Source organism: Micromonospora echinofusca (assembly GCF_900091445.1).
GTDB lineage: Bacteria > Actinomycetota > Actinomycetes > Mycobacteriales > Micromonosporaceae > Micromonospora > Micromonospora echinofusca.
Genome location: NZ_LT607733.1, coordinates 2,202,216 through 2,221,598, shown reverse-complemented (window position 1 = coordinate 2,221,598; position 19,383 = coordinate 2,202,216). Strand labels below are relative to the sequence as shown.

At 74.1% G+C, this 19,383-nt stretch carries 14 protein-coding genes; 7 read left to right on the top strand and 7 right to left on the bottom strand.

Going from position 1 to position 19,383, the window contains the following annotated elements; translation table 11 throughout:
- Nucleotides 1–24: 24 nt before the first annotated feature.
- From GA0070610_RS09940 to GA0070610_RS09915, 6 genes are all read right to left on the bottom strand, one after another.
- A complete protein-coding gene (locus GA0070610_RS09940; RefSeq protein ID WP_088999757.1) occupies nucleotides 25–1,824 on the bottom strand; it encodes a non-ribosomal peptide synthetase in 1,800 nt (599 codons plus the stop codon).
- 51 nt (nucleotides 1,825–1,875) lie between these two features.
- Nucleotides 1,876–3,120: an aminotransferase class V-fold PLP-dependent enzyme gene (locus tag GA0070610_RS09935; protein ID WP_088999756.1), complete on the bottom strand. Its 1,245-nt coding sequence runs from the start codon at nucleotides 3,118–3,120 to the stop codon at nucleotides 1,876–1,878.
- Nucleotides 3,113–4,453: a phenylacetate--CoA ligase family protein gene (locus GA0070610_RS09930; RefSeq protein ID WP_088999755.1), complete on the bottom strand. Its 1,341-nt coding sequence runs from the start codon at nucleotides 4,451–4,453 to the stop codon at nucleotides 3,113–3,115. The genes GA0070610_RS09935 and GA0070610_RS09930 overlap by 8 nt, the downstream gene beginning before the upstream one ends.
- Nucleotides 4,454–4,467: 14 nt before the next feature.
- Nucleotides 4,468–4,686, bottom strand: a complete 219-nt coding sequence (locus tag GA0070610_RS09925; protein WP_231926026.1) for an MbtH family protein — start codon at nucleotides 4,684–4,686, stop codon at nucleotides 4,468–4,470.
- Nucleotides 4,687–4,805: 119 nt separating this feature from the next.
- Nucleotides 4,806–5,636, bottom strand: a complete 831-nt coding sequence (locus tag GA0070610_RS09920; protein ID WP_088999753.1) for a phytanoyl-CoA dioxygenase family protein — start codon at nucleotides 5,634–5,636, stop codon at nucleotides 4,806–4,808.
- Between the two features lie 800 nt (nucleotides 5,637–6,436).
- A complete protein-coding gene (locus GA0070610_RS09915; RefSeq protein WP_088999752.1) occupies nucleotides 6,437–6,967 on the bottom strand; it encodes a P-loop NTPase family protein in 531 nt (176 codons plus the stop codon).
- A 314-nt stretch (nucleotides 6,968–7,281) separates the two neighbouring features.
- On the opposite strand from GA0070610_RS09915, the gene GA0070610_RS09910 reads away from it, so the two are divergent.
- On the top strand, nucleotides 7,282–8,364 hold the full coding sequence (locus tag GA0070610_RS09910; protein ID WP_231926021.1) for an esterase-like activity of phytase family protein: 1,083 nt from the start codon (nucleotides 7,282–7,284) through the stop codon (nucleotides 8,362–8,364).
- Nucleotides 8,365–8,485: 121 nt separating this feature from the next.
- Here the strand turns inward: GA0070610_RS09910 and GA0070610_RS09905 are convergent, their stop codons facing one another.
- Nucleotides 8,486–9,631, bottom strand: a complete 1,146-nt coding sequence (locus GA0070610_RS09905) for a M20/M25/M40 family metallo-hydrolase (protein ID WP_088999751.1) — start codon at nucleotides 9,629–9,631, stop codon at nucleotides 8,486–8,488.
- 97 nt (nucleotides 9,632–9,728) lie between these two features.
- Between GA0070610_RS09905 and GA0070610_RS09900 the strand changes: the two genes are divergently transcribed.
- From GA0070610_RS09900 to GA0070610_RS30455, 6 genes are all read left to right on the top strand, one after another.
- Nucleotides 9,729–10,433 (top strand): GNAT family N-acetyltransferase, encoded by a 705-nt coding sequence (locus tag GA0070610_RS09900; RefSeq protein ID WP_088999750.1) that lies wholly within the window; start codon nucleotides 9,729–9,731, stop codon nucleotides 10,431–10,433.
- Nucleotides 10,430–11,065, top strand: a complete 636-nt coding sequence (locus GA0070610_RS09895; RefSeq protein ID WP_088999749.1) for a MurR/RpiR family transcriptional regulator — start codon at nucleotides 10,430–10,432, stop codon at nucleotides 11,063–11,065. The genes GA0070610_RS09900 and GA0070610_RS09895 overlap by 4 nt, the downstream gene beginning before the upstream one ends.
- Before the next feature lie 73 nt (nucleotides 11,066–11,138).
- Entirely contained in the window at nucleotides 11,139–12,266 is a 1,128-nt protein-coding gene (menC, locus tag GA0070610_RS09890) for an o-succinylbenzoate synthase (RefSeq protein WP_088999748.1), read from the top strand.
- Nucleotides 12,267–12,294: 28 nt separating this feature from the next.
- Complete coding sequence (locus tag GA0070610_RS09885; RefSeq protein WP_088999747.1) at nucleotides 12,295–13,590, top strand: MFS transporter; 1,296 nt, start codon at nucleotides 12,295–12,297, stop codon at nucleotides 13,588–13,590.
- A 71-nt stretch (nucleotides 13,591–13,661) separates the two neighbouring features.
- Entirely contained in the window at nucleotides 13,662–13,883 is a 222-nt protein-coding gene (locus tag GA0070610_RS09880; protein WP_088999746.1) for an MbtH family protein, read from the top strand.
- A gap of 21 nt (nucleotides 13,884–13,904) precedes the next feature.
- Complete coding sequence (locus GA0070610_RS30455) at nucleotides 13,905–19,382, top strand: non-ribosomal peptide synthetase (protein WP_157747112.1); 5,478 nt, start codon at nucleotides 13,905–13,907, stop codon at nucleotides 19,380–19,382.
- Nucleotide 19,383: the final 1 nt, after the last annotated feature.

Here is a 19,383-nt window from a genome sequence, read left to right as displayed (position 1 = left end):
GCCTCGTTCCCGCGACAGCCGGCCTCATCTGGCGCCGTCTGCTTCGATGAGCGTCGCGCACGTACGCACGGTGGGGCTCTCGAAGAAGTCGGCGAGATCGATGGCGCTTCCCAGCCGCTCGTTGAGCACGCTGACCATCTCGACGGCGAGCAGCGAGTGGCCACCGAGTTCGAAGAAGTCGTCGTCGGGGCCGACCTGGTCGACCTCCAGGATGTCCCGCCACAGCGCGGCCACCTCGCCGGCCACCCCGCCCGCCTCCTGCCCGCCGGTCCCAGGGGCGTCCGCGCCGGGGGTGCGGTGCAGGGCGGCGGCCACCAGGTCCCGTACCGCGCCGTGGTCGACCTTGCCGGTCGGCAGCAGCGGCAGGGTGTCGCCCACCACCACCTGATCCGGTACGAACGGGCGCGGCAACCGCCGCTGCACGAACTCGCGCAGCGTGCCGCCGTCGACCGTGCCCGGCGCGGCCGCCACCCAGGCGACCAGGTGGGCGCGTTCGTCGTCGGTGACCAGGGCCACGGCCTGCGTCACCTCGGCGTGGGCCGTCAGGGCGGCCTCCACCTCCCCCAGCTCGACCCGCACGCCGCGTACGTTGACCTGGCGGTCGGTCCGCCCGACGAACTCGAGGTTTCCGTCGGGTCGGCGCCGCACCACGTCCCCGGTGCGGTACATCCGCTCCCCGTCACCGCCGAACGGGTCGGGCACGAACCGCTCGGCGGTCAGGTCCGGGCGGCCAAGGTATCCGGTGGCCAGGCCGACGCCGGCGATGTGCAGTTCCCCGGCGACGCCGTCGGGCGTCGGGCGGAGCCGGTCGTCGAGGACGTACAGCCGGGTGCCGTCGACCGCGCGTCCGATCGGCACCCCGCCGGCGTCCTCCGCCGCCGGGTCGTAGCGGAAGAACGTCGAGTCGATGCACGTCTCGGTGGGGCCGTACTGGTTGTAGAGCGTGGCGTCGTAGGTCTCGGTGACGCGCCGGGCGAGCGAGGCGGGCAGGCTCTCCCCGCCGGAGAAGACCGTGCTGAGCGAGGTGCACTGGCGTGCCGCGTCGCGGCCGAGGAAGCCGGACATGACCGACGGTACGAAGTGCACCATGGTGACGTCGTGCTTCTGGATGATCTCGGCCATCGCGTCGAAGTCGGGGTACGCGGTGAAGTCGCCGACCACGAGCGTCGCCCCGAACGCCAGCGGCGCGAAGACCTCCCAGGCGGAGAAGTCGTAGATGTAGCGGGTGTGGTGCAGCAGCCGGTCGTCGGCGCCCACCGGGTACTCCCGTTGGCCCCAGAGGATCCGGTTGAGCAGCGCGCGGTGCGGGACCACCACCCCCTTCGGCGTACCGGTCGAGCCGGAGGTGAAGAGCACCATCACGGCGTCCTCCGGCTGGATCGCCGGGGGCGCCGCCGGGGCGGGCACGTCCCGGGCCCGGTCCTCGGCCACCGACAGGGGCAGCACCGGCACGTCGCCGGTCAGCGTCCGCTCCGTCGGCTCGGCGGACAGGACGAGCCGCGGTCGCGCCTGGACGACGACGTCGTCGATCCGTGCCGGGGGCAGCGACGGGCACAGCGGCAGGTAGGCCGCGCCGGCGCGGACCACCGCGAGGATGGCGACGACGCCCTCGGTCGAGGGCCCGGCCAGGACGCCGCAGACGTCGCCCGGGCCGATCCCGTCGGCACGCAGCAGGGCGGCCAGCCGGCCCGCCCGCTCGTGGAGTTCCCGATAGGTGACCGCTCCGTCGCGGGAGTGGATGGCGGTTCGGTCGGGGGTCGACTCAGCCGTCGTCTCCAGCAGGTCGACAAGGTGACCTGGGGAGGAGGTGCCCCACTCAGCCATGGTGATGTCTCGTCGCCTTTCCGGTGTCGGTAGCACAACCGCTGACGTCGTTCACGAGCGTGCTCCCAGCGCACCGACGATCTCGTCGAGTGCGGTGAAGAACGCGTGGACGTCGTCGAGGTCGTTGTAGATGTATCCGGAGGCGCGCAGGATCTCGTCGTCGGTGAAGCGGTCGACGAACGGCTGCGCGCACATGTGCCCGGAGCGGCACATGATCCCGTAGGAGTCGCTGAGGATCTGCGCGACCGGCTTCATGGAGTGCAGGCCGTCGATGGCGAGGCTCAGGATCGCGCCCCGGTCACCCTCGGTCGGGCCGAGGATCCGGGCGTACGGTCGGGTCGACGCCTGCTCCACCAGCGCCCGCCCGAGTGCCCTGTCGTGCTCGGCCACGGTGTCCAGGCCCAGCCGGTACAGGTAGTCGATGGCGGCGCCGAGCCCGTAGACCCCGGCGATGTGCGGGGTGCCGGCCTCGAACCGGTGCGGCAGTTTGCGCAGCTCGTGCCGCTGCTCGTCGACCCAGTCGACCACTCCGCCACCGAGGGCGGGCGGGGTCAGCCGCGCCAGTTGGTCGTACCGGCCGCAGAGCACGCCCAGCCCGGTCGGACCGAGCATCTTGTGCGCGGAGAACGCCAGGAAGTCGATCGTCGTGTGCTTCGGCCGCCGATGCCCGATGGACTGGGCGGCGTCGAGCACCGTGACGGCGCCGGCCTCCTTGGCCATCCGGCTCATCGTCTCGACCGGGGCATACGCGCCGGAGACGTTCGAGCAGTGGCTGAGGACCACCACCGCCGGCCGCTCCGACAGCAGTTCGGCGTACCTGTCGAGGTCGACGACACCGTGCCCGTCGGTCGGCAGCCAGGCCACCCTGGCCCGGTCCCGCCAGGGCAGGATCGCGGAGTGGTGGCCGTCGGCCGGTACGAGCACCAGGTCGTCGGGGTCCAGTGGGAGACCGCTGGCGACGAGGTTCATCGACGCGGTGGTGTTGGCGGTGAACACCACCTCGTTGCTGCGGAAGCCCGTGTACTGGGCGACCTTCATGCGGACGTTCTCGAAGTCGTCCGAGGCCTGTTCCGACAGCACGTGCTTGCCGCGGTGGATGTTGGCGGCGACCTCGGTGTAGAACCGGGAGATCTCCTCGACCACCGGCAGGGGCGTCAGACTCGTCGCGGCACTGTCCAGGTAGACCAGCCGGTGCCCGTCGATGTCACGGGACAGTAGGGGGAAGTCGGCGCGGATCCGCGCCGGCACGGGCGGCAGGCCGGGTTCCGTCACCTGCACGAGCGTGGATTCACTCATCGAGCACCATTTCCGGGCCGAGCCGCTGGGCCAGATCTGACGTACAGGAGGCGAACTTTCCGGAGCGCTGCGACGGGATGTACGACACCGCCTCCACCGACAACGGCTCGTCGTCGCCGAGCAGCGCGGTGAGCCGGCGGCGGACCTCGCCCTCCAGCGCCGCGCCGGCGTCGGCCCCGTCGCTGACGATGTACTCGAACAGCAGCGAGCCGTCGCCTGCCTGATGGAGCCGGTACGCGTCGATCGGCAGGTCGCCGGCCACGGCGTCGTTGACGTCGCGCGGGCTGACCAGGACACGCCGGCTCCCGCGGGTGATCACGACCATCGACTGGTAGCGGCCCTCGTGGCGGGCGAGCGGCAGGTCGCTACCGCAGTCGCACGGACCGTCACCCAGCTGGTAGATGTCACCGGTGCGGTAACGCAGGTGCGGCAGCAACCGGTCCCCGATGCTGGTGATCACCAACTCGGCCCGCTGGCCGGGTGCGGCCGGTCGGTCACCGATCAGGAACTCGGTGAAGAACCGGGTGTCGTTGATGTGCATCCGGCCCATCGGGCACTCGACGGTGACCCAGCCCAGTTCGGACATCGAGACGATCTCCGCCATCGGCACGTCGGCGCCGAAGTACTCCCGGATCTGGCGCCGGGCGACGTCGGTGACCAACGTGTAGGTCAACGCGATGGCCGTGACCGGCGGCGGCGGCAGGTGCCGGGCGCGCATCTGCCGGACCAGGAACGCCAGGTGGGTCGCGTCGGCGTAGAACCAGTGGGGGGCGAACTGCTCCACCTCGGCGATGGCCTGGTCGACCATGTGCGCCGGCGTGGCCAGCAGGTCGTGGGCGACGGGCAGCACCAGGGTGCCGTCCGGCAGCATCCGGTCGGCCATGGTGGTGAACGGCGTGGCGCACTCGACGTCGGAGCAGTTCGGCGCCGCGTACCGGGCGGGGCGGTGTGGACGGCAGGCGGCCAACGCGTCCCGGAGCACCTTGTTCGCCTGGAGCGTCGCGCGCATCCGGTCGGCCAGACTGTAGGTGTGGGTGATGGTGGTGAGCCGCTCGCCGCCGGTGCCGGAGCTCTGGCTCTTGAGGGTCAGCGGCTCCTGGAGCGTCTTGCCCCGCGCCAGCACCCCGTGCGGAAAGTCCCGGCGGTAGTGCACCTTCTCCGTCGGTGGGATCCGCAGCAGATCCTCGGGTGTGGTCACGTCGTCCGGCGTGACGCCGGCGTCGTCGAGGTGCTTACCGTAGAAGGGGACGTTCTGGTACGCGAACCTGATCTCGGACCGCGCCCCCTCGAAGCTGCTCTGTCTGAAGCCCGTGGCGGACTGGAAGGCCGACACCCTGCCACCTCCTGTCAGGCCTGAACCCGGTCCTCGTCGCGACGACGTAGGCTGAGCGGTCGCATGTCCGTCCACACACGTGCGACGTGCGCGAGGCACTCCTCCTTCGAGCCGACCGTTCCCTCCGCCACCCAACCGAGCGGCAGTTCGCGGTCGACCGGCCAGAGCGAGTACTGCTCCTCGTGGTTGACCACCACTCGATAACCGGCGGCGTCGTCGTTTTCGCCGAACACATCAGACTCCGTTGACCTCAATGATTGACCCGGACGAGAAACAATTACGCCCACCGCCCCGGCATGGACCGGGCCGCCGCGCGCCATTTGTCGACAGCGCGCGGCCAGGCGGACGGCATTCAGGCGCCGACGTCGACCGCCGTGCGCGACAACGGATCGCCGTCGACGACCTCCAGCGCCGCCGAACTGCGGTTGGAAAGCCAGTCCGGCCGACTGCCGGCGCCCTCCGCCGGCGCATTGTCGACGTTGTTGTACGTCACCAGGAGCAGTCGCCGGTCGAATGGCGACATGTTCGGCGCCGATCCGTGCGCGATGTTGCAGTGGAACCACAGAACCGACCCCTTCACCCCCTTGGGCGCCACGAGACCGTTCTCGTTCGCCAACGTCTGGAGGGTTTCCGAGGTGAGTGCGTACTTGAGGTCCGCGGTGAGGGTGGACTGCCAGCCCTCCTCGCGCGCGTCGACGTTGATGATGCCCGCGTCCTGCGATCCGGGGATGAAGATGAGCGGTCCGTTGAATTCCGTGACGTCGTCGAGGAAGACCGCCGCCGACAGCGCCTCGGGCTGCGGCATGCCGTCCTCCAGGTGCCAATAGATGAAGTCCTGGTGCCATTCCCAGACTTCACCCTTGAACGCACGCTTCGCATTTATCTTGAACTGGTGGACGTAGACGTCCGCCGCCAGCAACTGGCGCGCCACCAGCAGTAACTGCGGCACCCGTACGAAGTCGGCGAAGAACTCGTCGCAGAGGTGGGAGCCGTGGACGCCGCGGACCACGTCGGTGCCCTCCTCGAAGGTGCGGCGCGGCGAGTCCAGATCGAACTCGGCCTGAGCGTGCCGCTTCAGCACCTCGACCTCGGCCGGCGAGAAAACGGCCTCCTGAACCAGAAAGCCCCGCTCCCGGTAGCCTTCGACCTCTTCCTCGGTGAGTGGATTGCTGTGCTGGATCACGAGCCATACCCCATCAGTCTACGAGCAGCGGATGGACACGGACAGTTCCGCCTGCGTCCCTGCGACAAGGGCAGGAACTGGCGTCGGTGTCGTGAATTGAAGGCATCAGGAATGGATCCGACGACGCCGGGGACAATCGCCAGGGGCGCGGCCCGAGCCGGGACCGGCCCGCGAACGTCCCACGAGCGGCCCGAATCGGGCTATTTCACGGATTCCACTCGAATGGTGACACGGTCAGCGGGCAGCAGGATCGACTTTGCGGCGCCAGCCGTCGACGAAGCCGGACAGTGCACGGCCTCAAAAGGAACATACACGCAATTTCCCCCGTCACCCATCATACTGCGGAGCCACGCCCCCCGACGTCAACAGAACAACAACCCGTGATTGCAAAAAAGTGGTTACGTTCGGCTCCCGGATAGGACTTCATCAACGTACACCAACACCCCTCGAAGCGCTACCCCGTGTTTCATCCTGTCACTTTCCGTAGCAATCGGCGGGTACATAAATCATGCCCACCCAGGAATGTCCGAACATGGACACCGGTGGCACGCCAGTCCGGCCTCACGCAGCGTGAACGTGATCGAACGACAGAAGCACCCGTAACCCCGCTGCAACAGGTGGCCGCGCGGGCCGGCCGGAGGGACCGTCGGCCCGATGGGCACCTCCAGCCCCCGGCGTGGCTCCGGCAGCCGGTGTCGGCCCGGATCGGCGGCACCGGACGTGCGATGGCGATCGCGCCCGCCGCGCCCGGGCGCCCGTCCGGGGCTACGCGGGCCAGGGTCGCGGGCCTCGCAGCGTCCTCAGCGGCGGGTCAGGCCCGCCAACCAGCGGTCCAGCTCCGCCGGGGAGCGGAACAGCAGCACCGGCGGGCCGGCGGGATCGGTCTGCCAGGCGCGCATCCGCCGCCGGGCCCGGCGGAAGGCGGTCGCGTGCCACAGCAGGATGGAGTCCCGGGACAACACGCTGCGCAGCGACTCGCGGTTGCCGTTGCAGATCTCCTCGCCGCTGACCAGCCGTCGGGCGGTGCGCCGCAGCAGCCGCCAGAAGGAGAACCAGCGCGGATAGTCCAGGCCGACGACGAGGTCGGCGCGCGCCAGCACCACGTCCCGCCACCCGTGGTACGCGCCGTCGAGGATCCAGCGGTCGCGTCGGCAGACCGCCTCGATCCGGCTGCGCTGCTCGGCGACCGGCACCTCGACCCAGCCGGGCTGCCACAGCAGGTCGTCGACCGGGTGCCACGGCAGCCCGAGCCGCTCGGCCAGCCGCACCGCCAGCGTGGACTTGCCGGCGCCGTACACCCCGTAGACGAGGATGCGGGCCGGTGCGGTCATCGCGGCAGCGTACGCCGCCGGCGGTCGGCCGGTGCCGGGCGGTGAGGGCGCGCCCGTCGCGGCCCGCGCGGTCGCGGCGGCGGCCCGGGTCGCGTCGCGACGGCGGGCCGTGCCGTGCGTGCTGTCCCCGGGTCATACACTCACCCCCTGGTCAGGCGCCCGGACGTCGCTCGCGTCCGGGGTCGGCGACGCACCGGTGCCGCGCGGACGGCAGCCGGTCACGACACACGACGCGGCGCCCGGTCCGGCACGAGCGGGACACCGGTTCGCGTAACCGCCGCTGCCGGGCGGGGACCGCACCGAGGGGACTACTGGTGAGGCGACGAGGCAACGGGACCCGGAGGCTGCGGGTCGCGGCGGGGGCGGTCGTCGTCCTGGCCGTCACGACGGCCCACGGCCCGGCCGTGGCCGATCCGACGCCGACGCCGGCACCCGCGACGCCGGTGTGCGAGGTGCGCGGCGGCCGGCTGAGCGAGATCTCCGGGATGGTCGCCACGGACGGCGGGTTCGTCATGGTCAACGACGGCGCGGACGACGAGGCCCGCCGCCGGATCTTCTTCCTGGACGAGCGGTGCTCCGTCGTACGGACCGTGTCCTATCCGTCGCGCCCGCGCGACACGGAGGACCTGGCCATCGGCGCGGACGGCACGGTCTGGGTGGCGGACACCGGCGACAACGACCGCTCCCGGCAGACGATCGCGGTGTGGAAGCTGCCGCCGGGTGCCGACCGACCGGTGCTGTACCGCATGGCGTACCCGGACGGCCCGCACGACGCCGAGGCCCTGCTGGTGACCGCCGACGACCGGCCGCTGGTCGTGACCAAGTACTCGGCCACGCTGTACGCCCCGAGCGCCCCCCTGCGCCCGGGCACGACGGCGAGGCTGGAGAAGGTGGGGCAGGCCCGGCTGCCGGCCTCCACGACGAGCAACCCGTACGGGGCGCTCGGCCGTACGGCGGTCACCGGTGCCGCCACCGCGCCGGACGGACGCCGGGTGGTCCTGCGCACGTACGCCGACGCGTACGAGTTCGACGTCAGCGACGGCGACGTGGTCCCGGCGTTGACCGGCGGAACGCCACGGGTCATCGCGCTGCCGAACGAGCCGCAGGGCGAGTCGGTCACCTACAGCCGCGACGGGCAGTCCCTGCTGACCGTGTCCGAGACGGCCGACCAGCCACCCGGGACGCTGCCCACGGTCCTGCGCTACCCGCTGCCGGCGCCCGTCGTGTCCCCCACGTCGCCCACCGCGCCCGAACCGACGACCCGCGCCGCCGGCGACCGGACCGGCCGCTCCGACGCCGTGGGGACCTACCTCGTAACGGCCGGCGCGCTCGGGCTGGCGCTGATCGCCGTGGGGCTGGTCGCGCTGGCCCGCGCGCGGCGTTCCCGGTCGCGCTGACCGAGGACGCGGCGAGCCACGTCGCGCCGATCCGCGCGCGGACCCCGGGGTCGGGCCCGTCGTCCCGGTCCCCGGGCTCCGGGGTCGGGCCCGCCGTCCCGGCTCCCGGGAGCGCGCCGGGTCAGGCACCGTCCCCGTGGGACGGGCCCGCCGTGTGCAGGCCGGTGAACAGGGCGGCCAGCAGGTCGGCGCGCGCACCGAGGCCGGCGGCCGAGACCCACTCGTGCCGGGCGTGCGCGCCCCCGCCGGGCGGGGCGAGCCCGTCGACGGTGGGACGGCCCAGCGCGCCCGTGGTGTTGGTGTCGGCGGCGCCGTCGGCCGGGCGACCGGCGAGGCGCTGACCGAGGCCGGCGGCGACGGCCACGATCCGGTCCAGCAGGTGCGCCCCCGCCTCGTCCGGCTGCCAGGTGGGCCGGTGCGACAGCAGCCGGGTGGCGAGCAGGGCGCGCTCGCGTACCGGACGCAGCGCCGCCAGGCCGGCGAGGACGGCGTCCTCGTTCCCGGGGTCGGTGAAGCGCAGGCCGAGGTCGGCGTGGGCCGCGCCGGCCACCACGTTGGTCCGGCCCCCACCGGCGACCGTGCCGGTGTTGAGCAGGACCGGCCGGCCCGCGACGAGCGCGCGGACCCGCACGAGCTGGTCGACCAGTTCGTCGATGGCGTTGACCCCGGCGTCGGGGTCGAGCGCGGCGTGCGCCTCGGCGCCGGTGACCTCGATGCGGACCCGGGTGCTGCCACGCCGGCCGGTCTTGAGGTCGCCCCCGGGATGCGGCGGCTCCAGGCCGAGCACCGCGCGGGCCCGGCCCGCCTCGGCCCGGACCAGCCCGGTGGCGGTGGGCGAGCCGATCTCCTCGTCGGCTACGACGAGGACCCTGATCTCGGGGTGCGGGGCGCCCTCCCGTACGACGCGCGCCGCCGCCGCGAGCAGTGCGACGAGCCCGGCCTTGGTGTCGTAGACGCCCGGGCCGCGGACGGTGTCGCCATCGACGGACCACGGCATGCCCGCCAGCGTGCCGACCGGCCAGACGGTGTCGTAGTGGGTCAGCAGCAGCAGCGGATCGCCCGCGACCCCGCGCGCCGGCAGGGTCCAGACCAGATGGTCGCCGTCGGGGTGCGGCTCCCGGGCGGTGTGGAAGCCGGCGTCAGCGGCGTCCGCGTCGAGCACGTCGGCCAGCGCGGCCAGCGCCCGCCGGTCGCCGGTCGGCGACTCGTGCAGCGTGTAGCGGCGCAGCGCGGCGAGCGCGGGGTCGAGATGCGACGATGACGACACATACGGACACTATGATCGACCCGAGACCTTGTCAACGAGCGGATGTTACGGCAGCCTGGCAGATATACGATCGCTATCTTGTGGAGGGGCAGGCGCGATGGCCGGTGACACCCGCGGGATCGTGGCGCGCGACCTCGCCGGGCTGGCCGAGCGGACGGCGGCGTCGGCGCTCTACCGGAGCGTCTTCGGCTACGAGGGTCCCGAGCACGCCGTCAGCCCCCGCCTCCTGGCCGCGCTGGGCGAGAACGCCGGAAGCGCGATCGGCGCCTTCGACGAGGACGGCTGCCTCGTCGGCTTCTGCTACGGCTTCACGGGCGTGGAGCACGGCGAGCTCTACCACTACTCGCAGGCCGCCGTCGTCGACGCGCGGGTCCAGGGGCGCGGCGTCGGCCGGCTGCTCAAGCACGCCCAGGCCGACGCCGCCCGGCGCGTGGGCACGCACACGATGCGGTGGACCTTCGACCCGTACGCGCTACGCAACGCCCACTTCAACCTGAACGTGCTGGGCGCCGTCGGGATCCGCTTCCTGCCCGACTTCTACGACGACGGCGGCAGCGACCGCGTCCTGGTCCGCTGGGACCTCGACCGTGCCGGGGGCAGCACGCCGACGCCCGCCCCCGGGCACACGGCCGTGGACTCGCCCGCCGACGACCGTACGGCCGCGCGGGCGCCCGACGAGCGGACGCAGCTGCGCCGGGAGCTGGCCGACCGGTTCGCCACGGGCGGGCGGCTGGTCGGCGTCGTGCGGCGCGACCGGACCCCCGGCCGCGTCAGCTACCTGTTCGAACGGGACGAGGCATGACCACGACGAGATCGACGCCCGCGGAGCGCTTCGACCGCAACGTGCAGCGCAGGTCGGCGCAGGTGCTCAAGCAACGGGTCCTGGAGCAGCAACGCACCGAGTTCGCCGGGGCCCTGGCGTGGGCCGCCGAGCAGGACGCGATCGAACGGGCCGCGGCGCTCATCGTGTCGGCCCGACGCCGGTACCTGATCGGCCACGGCAAGTCGCTCGGCTTCGCGTCCCTGCTCGCCGCCGACCTCAGCGCCGGGCTCTCCGGCGTGCACCTCGTCGACGGCGCGGCGCTGCGTTCCCTCGACGTGCTCGGCGACATCCGCCAGGGCGACCTGCTAGTGGCCGTCTGCATGGCGCGCTACCGGCGCGAGACCATCGACGTCGCCGCCGCGTACGTCCGCCACGGCGGTCGGCTGGTGCTCGTCACCGACGCCGAGGACGCGCCGTTGGCCGGGAGCGCCGCCGCGCGCATCGTCATCGGCGCCGACAGCGCCTCGTACGCCAACTCCCCCACCTCGGTGGTGCTCGCGCTGCACCTGCTCGCGACCCTGACCATCGCCAGCTCGAAGGGCGCCGGTCGCCGCCTGCGCGAGCGCGACGCCCTCGCCGCCGAGCTCGGTCTCTACGCGGAGCGGCCGTGACCGGCCGGCGGCGCGGCGCGGGGACCGCCCCCGGGCCGGCCCGGGGCCACGCCGAGCACGGGAAGGGGACGTCGTGAGGCGGATCGAGGTGGTGGAGCTGCGCCGGGTCCGGCTGCCGCTCGTGCGCCGGTTCCAGACCAGCTCCCACGCCAAGCGCGAGCTGGAGCACGTCCTGGTCACGCTCACCGACACCGACGGCGCCGTCGGGTGGGGCGAGATCGCGTCGCCGAGCGGGCCGTTCTACTGCGCCGAGACCGTCGAGAGCTGCTGGGCGGTCGCCCGGGACCACCTCGCGCCGATGGTGCTGCGCACCGACTGGGCGCACCCGGCGGAGCTGGCCACGGCGCTCGGCAAGGTACGCGGCAACCACTTCGCCCGCGCCGGTTTCGACATCGCCGCCTGGGCACTGTGGTCGACCGCGAACGGCGTCTCCCTCGCGCACGCGCTGGGTGGCTCGCGCGGCACCGTCGAGGCGGGCGTCTCCCTGGGCATCGAACCCACCGTCGACGACCTCCTCGCGCAGGTGCGGCTGCGGGTCGACGAGGGCTACCGCCGGATCAAGCTCAAGATCGCGCCCGGCTGGGACGTCGAGCCCGTACGGGCCGTCCGCGCGGCGCACCCGGACGTGCCGCTGCACGTCGACGCCAACGGCGCCTACCGGGACGTCCCCGGGCACCGGGCCGTCCTGGAGGCGCTCGACGGCCTGGGCCTGATGATGATCGAGCAGCCGTTCGCGCCACGGGACCTCGTCGCGCACGCCGCCCTCCAGGAGCGGATCGACACCCCCGTCTGCCTCGACGAGTCCGTCGAGGAGGTGGACGACCTCGTCACCGCGCTGCGGCTGGGCGCCGTACGCGTCCTCAACGTCAAGGTCTCGCGGATGGGCGGGCTGACCCACGCCGTACGGGCGCACGACCTCGCGCGCGAGCATGGTGTCCCGGTCTGGTGCGGCGGCATGCACGAGTTCGGCATCGGGCGGGCCGCCAACGTCGCGCTGAGCGCACTCGCCGGCTTCACGCTGCCCTCCGACGTCTCCGGCTCCGACAAGTACTACGCCCGCGACGTCACCACCCGTCCGATCGTGAGCACCGACGGCCTCGTCGCGGTGCCCGCCTCGCCCGGGCTCGGCTGGGAAGCCGACCTGGCGTACGTCGAGGAGAGGACCACCGACCGGCTCGTGCTGCGGGCGGGCGCGGCGTGACGGTCGCCCGGGTAGCCTGACCGGCACCATGGACGGTCACCGATTCGCCGCGTCCCGGCTCCTGCCGCCGCCCGGGCTGCCCCGGGCGATCGCGTACCAGTCCGCCATGGTGGCCGTCGGCAGCGGCACCTTCCTCACCGGCAGCATCGTGTTCTTCACCGAGGTCCTCGGGCTCAGCGCCTGGCAGATCGGGGTCGGCTTCTCGATCGCGGGGCTCGCGGGGGTGCTCACCTCCCTGCCCCTGGGCGCGCTGGCCGACCGGATCGGCGGGCAGCGGTCCTGGGCCCTCGGCGCGCTCGGGTCGGCGCTGACGTTCGCCGCCTATCCGCTGGTGAGGTCCTTCGTGGGCTTCGTGGTGCTGATGGTGGTGGCCGCCGCCACCGACTCCTTCGCCAACGCCGGGCGCACCATCTACACCGCCGACGCCATGCCGGCCGAGGACCGGGTGCGCACGATGGCGTACGCGCGCTCGTACCTCAACGCCGGGTTCACCCTCGGCACCGGGCTCGGCGCCGTCGCGCTGGCGTTCGACTCCCCCGCCGCGCTCGTCGCCATGGTGCTGCTCAACTCGGCGTTGTCGCTGCTCAACGCCGCCCTCGTGACCCGGCTCCCGGCCGCGCCCGTGGTGCGGCACGACCGGACGACCACCACGTCGCGGTGGGCGGTGCTGAAGGACCTGCCGTACGTCACGACCGCCGTGCTCCTCGCCGTCATGATGTTCCACGCGGTGATCCTGGTCGAGATCCTGCCGCTCTGGGCGATCACCCACACCGACGCCCCCAAGCCGTTGCTCGGCGCGATGCTGGCCCTCAACACGGTGCTGGTGATCACGTTGCAGGTACCGGCGGCGCGCGGCGCCGACTCGCTTCCCGGTGCGGCCCGCCTGATCCGCCGGGGCGCCCTGGTCACCGCGATCGCCTGCCCGGTGGCCGCGCTCGCGGGCCGGACCGGCGGCTGGTGGACCGTCGTGGTGCTCCTCGGCGTCGTGGTGCTGGTGACGACCACCGAGCTGTGGTTCTCGGCCGCGCTCTGGTTCTTCCAGACCAACGTGCCGCCCGCCGCGTCGCGCGGGGTGTACCTCGGCACGGCGCAGACCGTCAGCTCGACGGCGGACGTCTTCGCGCCGGTGGGCCTGACGCTCCTGGCGATCCAGACCGGCGGCTGGGGCTGGTGGGTCGTCGCGGCGATCTTCGTGGGCTGCGCGCTCGCCGCCGGGCCGGCCGTCCGCTGGGTCGCCCGGACGCCCCGGATCGGCGACGCCGCCGCGCCGCCAGGGCCGTCCACACCGGATCCGGAGCCGGTCGTACGACCCACCTCCGCCTGACGTCGGAAGATCGCCCGATTCCTTGACACGCGATCGACGTGGCTGAAATCCTTCCCGGCGAAGGGGGTCCGATGAGCGCTGACGACGACGACACCCGGACGTACGCGGTGGTCGTGAACGACGAGGAACAGTTCTCGATCTGGTGGGACGACCGGGAACTGCCCGCCGGCTGGCGGCGCGAGGGCACCACCGGGACACGCGCCGAGTGCCTCGCCCACATCGACGAGGTGTGGACGGACATGCGGCCGCTGTCGTTGCGGCGCTGGATGGACGAGCACGCCGCGACCGGCTGACGCCGCACCGGACGAGGGCGCATGAACGACAGCCTCCAGCGGTATCCGGCCCTCGCCGTGCAACGCGGCATGGTGCTGCAGACCCTGCGGCAGCCCGCCGGGGGCGTGGACGTCCAGCAGGTCACGATCAGGTGGGACGGCCCGCCGGATCGCGACGCGTTCAGCGCCGCCTGGCAGGCCGCGACGCGGCGGCACGCGGTGCTGCGTACGGCCTTCGAGGTCGACGGCGAGCACGGCGTGGCGCAAGTCGTGCTGCCCACCGTGGCGCCGGACCTGCGGTGGCGGGACGCGGCGCTCGCCGACTTCCTCGACGCCGACCGCCACGAGCCCCTCGACGTCGGCCGGGCGCCCCTGCTGCGGGTCACCACGCTGGCCGACCACCACGTCGTCGTCACCTTCCACCACGCGATCCTCGACGGCCGCTCCACCCGGATGCTGCTCGACGAGGTCCTCGCCGACTACGCCGCGCGCCGGGCCGGCCGCGCGTCCGATCCGCCGCCCCGGCCGCCGTACGCGGACTTCGTGCGGTGGTGGGGCACGCGCGACCCGAGCGCCGGCGACGCGTTCTGGAAGGAACACCTCGCCGGCGCCCCGCTGCCCCGGGCGCTGCCGGGCCGCCTCGACGCGGACCCCGACGCCCGCGGCGTGCCCGCCTCGGACGAGATCGTCCTGACCCGGGCGGACTCCGACCGGCTGCGCGCCTCGGCCGCCGGGATCGGCGTCGGCGTCGCCGCCGTGGTCCACGCGGCCTGGGCGCTGCTGCGCGGCGGCTACGGCGGGGTCGACGACGTGACGTTCGCGGTCACCAGATCCTGCCGGTACGGCAGCGTCCCGGGCGCCGAGGAGATCCTCGGGCTGCTGCTCAACACGGTGCCGCTGCGGATCCGCCCCGATCCACGGTGGACGGTGCGGCGGTTCCTCGCCGACGTGGCGGACCGGATCCGGCGGCTGCGCGAGCATCAGCTCACCCCGCTGCACACCATCCTCGACCAGGCGGGCCTGGCACCCGACACGCCGCTGCTGGACAGCCTCGTGGTCTTCGAACGGCAGCGACTGGCCACCGCCCTGGCCGAGGGCGGGCCGGAGGCGGCCCGACGCTCGGCGCGCGTCCACCGCATGCCCGGCTACCCGCTGACGGTGCACGCCTTCGACGAACCGGCGCTGTGCCTGGGCGTGACGTGGGACGACAACCGGCTGCTGGCCGCCTCGGCGCGGCGGATCCTCGCGCAACTGCACCACACCGTGCGCGAGCTGGCCGAACGGCCGGACGCCCGCCTCGCCGACCTGGATCTCGGCGCCGCCGGGGAGGCGCCGCTGCGCGCCGCCTGGAACGTCACCCGCCGGCCCCGCCCCCGCGACGCGTCCATCCCGGAGGTCTTCGCGGCCCGGGTCGCCGACGACCCCGACGCCACCGCCCTGGTCCTCGCCGACCGCACGGTCTCGTACGCCGAGCTGGACCGGGCGGCCGACCGGCTGGCCGGGACGCTGCGCGGGTACGGGGTGACCGGGGAGGCCCCCGTCGCCGTGCTGCTCCCCCGGGGCGAGCCGCTGATCCGGGCCCTGCTGGGCGTACTCAAGGCAGGCGGGGCGTACCTTCCCGTGGACCCGGCCGCCCCACCCGCCCGGATCGCGGGCCTCCTGGCCGCCAGCGGCACCCGCCTGCTGCTGACCACCGCCGGGGCCGCCGCCGCGCTGCCCGACCTGGGCCCGGTCCGGGTGCTGGACGTCGACGCGCCGCCCGGGGAACCCGCGCCGGCCGGACCGCCGCCGGGGCGGATCCACCCCTCGCAGCTCGCCTGCGTCCTGCACACCTCCGGCTCCACCGGGACGCCCAAGCGGGTCGGGATCACCCACCGGGGTGTGGCGCGGCTGGTGTCCGACCCGGACTTCGCCACTCTCGGGCCCGGCGAGCGGCTGCTCCAGTTCGCCCCGATCGCGTTCGACGCGTCCACCTGGGAGATCTGGGGCGCGCTGCTGACCGGCGCCACGGCGGTGGTCGCGCCGCCGGACCCGGTGGACCTCGACCGGCTGACCGCGCTGATCCGCGACGGCGGGGTCACGGTCGCCTTCCTCACCGCCGGGCTCTTCCGGCAGCTCGCCGAGGAGGACGTCACCGCGCTGGCGGGCGTACGGCAGCTGCTCACCGGCGGGGACGTGGCCGACCCGCGCGCGGTGCGCGCCGTACTCACCGCGCGCGCCGGGCTGCCGCTGGTCAACGCGTACGGGCCGACCGAGAACACCACGCTGACCAGTTGCCACCTGATGAGCGGGGCCGGGCCGGTGGGCGACCGGGTGCCGATCGGCCGGCCCGTGCCGTGGACCACCGTCCACGTGCTCGACGCAAACGGTCGGCCGGTGCCGGTCGGCGTGGCGGGCGAGCTGTACACCGGCGGCGACGGGCTGGCTCGCGGCTACCTCGGCGACCCGGCGGCGACCGCCCGGGCGTTCGTGCCGGACCCGCAGACGCCCGGTGGGCGCCTCTACCGCACCGGTGACGTCGTGCGCTGGCGCGCGGACGGCGTGCTGGAGTTCCTCGGCCGCCGCGACGAGCAGGTGAAGATCCGGGGGTTCCGGGTCGAGCCGGGCGAGGTGGAGGCGGTGCTGCGGGCACACCCGCGGGTCACGGCAGCGGCGGTGGGCGTACGGGGCGACGGCCCGGAGCGCCACCTGGTCGGCTACGTCACGCCGGCCGGCCCGACGGCGCCGACTCCGGCGGGCCTGCGTGAGCACGTCGCCGCCCGACTGCCGGCCCACCTCGTGCCGGCCGCGTACGTCGTCCTCGACCGGCTGCCGACGACCGCGTACGGCAAGGTCGACCGGGCCGCGTTGCCGGCGCCCGAACCCGCCGGGGATGATCCCGACGTCGCCGGGCCCGCCTCGCCGACCGAGCACCGGCTGGCCGAACTCTGGTCCCGGCTGCTGCCCGGCGGGCGCCCGCCCGCGAGCATCGGGCGGGAGAGCGGCTTCTTCGCCCTCGGCGGCAACTCGCTCACCGTCACCCGGCTGATGTTCCGCATCCGCGAGGCGTTCGGCGTGCAGCTGGGCGTGGGCCCGTTCTACCAGGCGCCGACCCTGGCGGCGACGGCGGCGGCGATCGACGCGGCGAGCGGACCGGCACAGGCCGGCCGGGGGCAGGCCGGGCCGGCGATGCGTCGCCGCGACCGCGTCGCGCACCGCGACGGGCGCGAGCGCCCCGCGCACCTGGCCCGGCTGACCGACGGGTGGGCGCTGTGGCGCACGGTCTGCCTGCGGGGCGCCGGCCTGCCCGTGGACCTGCTGGCCCCGATCGGCGACGCGGAACTCGCCGCCGCCGCCGACCGGGTGGTGGCGGCCCGGGCCGACGGGGACCCGGCCGGCGTCGCCCACGCCGAGGCGGCGTACGCGGCCGCGTACCCGGCGGCGGTCGACCGGCTCACCGGCGCGCTGCACGCGGTGGCGGCCCACCCCCGCTTCCGTGAGGCGGTGGCCTGGCAGAACCCGCACGCGCTGCGCACCGGCGTCGACGCGCTGCTGCGCCGGGGTGCCGACAACCCGACCCGCAACACCAAGCACCGCCAGCACGAGGCGCTGGTCACCAGCTATCTCCAGCGCTACTGCGTCAAGAACGACACCATCGGCTTCTTCGGGCCGGTCGGCTGGGCGCGGATCGAGCCGGGCGCGCACATACGGGTCGACCCCGCCGACCCGCCGGCGCTGCTGGCCGAGCGGACGGTCTACCTGGAGGGCTGGGCGGTCGCGGCGGTGCTGGCGCCGTACGCGTCCCGGCTGCGCCCGTGGCTCGTACCCCGGCTCATGCCCTTCCTGGAGCTGGCCGGGACGACGCTGCGGGTGCCGCTCGCCGCGCCGGTGCGGCTCGGCGACGCCGAGGCGGCGGTGCTGCGCGCCTGCGACGGGGTCCGCGACGCGACCGAGGTCGCGGCGGCGGTGCTGGCCGAGCCCGGGTCGGGAGCACGGTCGACGCGGGAGGTGCACGAGGTGCTGGAGACGTTGGCCGCGGCCCACCGGATCGCCTGGCAGCCGGAGGTGGCGCCGCACGACACCCGGCCGGAGGTGACCGCGCGGGCCCGGCTGGCCCGGGTCACCGACGAGGCCGTGCGCGCGCCCGCGCTCGCCGCCCTGGACGAGCTCTGCGCCGCCCGCGACGCGCTCGCCGCGTGTGCCGGCGACCCGGACGGGTTGACCGCCGCGATGGCCGCGCTGGAGGCCACGTTCACCCGGCTGGCCGGCGTCCCCGCCACCCGGCGCGCGGGCACGATGTACGCCGGGCGCACCCCCGTCTACGAGGAGTGCCTGCGCGCCGGCACGGTCGGCGTGGGCGAGGCGAGCCTCGACGGGATCCGCGACGCGCTCGGCCTGGTGCTGGAGAGCGCGCGCTGGTTCACCGCCGCCGGCGCGACGCTCTACCGCCGCCTCTGCGTCGACATCTACCGGCGTCGGGCCGCCGAGCTGGGCACCGACGTGGTCCCGCTGGCCGACTTCTGGCTGCTGGCCGGCGAGGCGCTGTTCCATCCACCGCAACGGCTGACCGCGCTGCTGACCGCCGCGCTGCACCGGCGCTGGGCCGACGTGCTGCCGCTGCCGGCGGACGGGCGACGCGTCCGGCTCACGGCGGCGCAGCTGGCCCCGGCGGTCGCCGCCGCCTTCCCGCCGGGGCGGCCCGGCTGGCCGACCGCGCGCCAGCACAGCCCGGACCTGATGCGCGCCGGCGACGAGTGGGTCCTGGGTGAGCTGCACCCGGGCGTCAACACCCTGCGGTACGCCACCTGGATCGCCTACCACCCGGAGGCGGACGCGCTGCGCGCCGCGCTGGCCCGGGACGTGGGCGCCGGGGCGGTCTATCCCGCCGAGACCGGCCAGGAGGGCGGCGTGCCGACCAGGCAGAGCAACGCGTTGACCGGACCGGACGACGTCCGGCTGGTGTTCGCGCACGACTCGTTCGGGCACGACCCGCGCCGCAGCCTGCGCGTCGGCGAGTGCGACCTGGTCGAGGTGGCCGGCGGGCTGCGCGTACGCTCGCGCGACGGGCGCTTCGACGCGGACCTGACGCACGTCCTCGGCGACGTCGTCGGCGCGGGGCTGTCCCAGCTCTTCCGCATCCTGCCCCCGGCGGCCCACCAGCCCCGGATCACCATCGACTCCCTGGTGGTCAGCCGCGAGGCGTGGACGTTCGCCGCCGCCGACCTCGCCTTCGCCGAAACCCGCGACGAGGCGCTGCGGTTCCGGCAGGCGCGGGCCTGGGCCGGCGCCCACGGCCTGCCGCGGCACGTGTTCCTGCGCTGCGCGGGCGAGCGGAAACCCGTGCACGCCGACCTGACCAGTCTCGCCTCGGTCGACCTGGTGTCCCGCTCGGTGCGCCGGGCCCGCCGGCACGCCGGCGACGACGCCACCGTCTCCGTGGTGGAGATGCTGCCGGCGCCGGACCAGCTCTGGCTCACCGGGCCCGACGGCCGGTACACCGCCGAGCTGCGGGTCGTGGCGGTCGACGGGCGGGGGCGCTGAG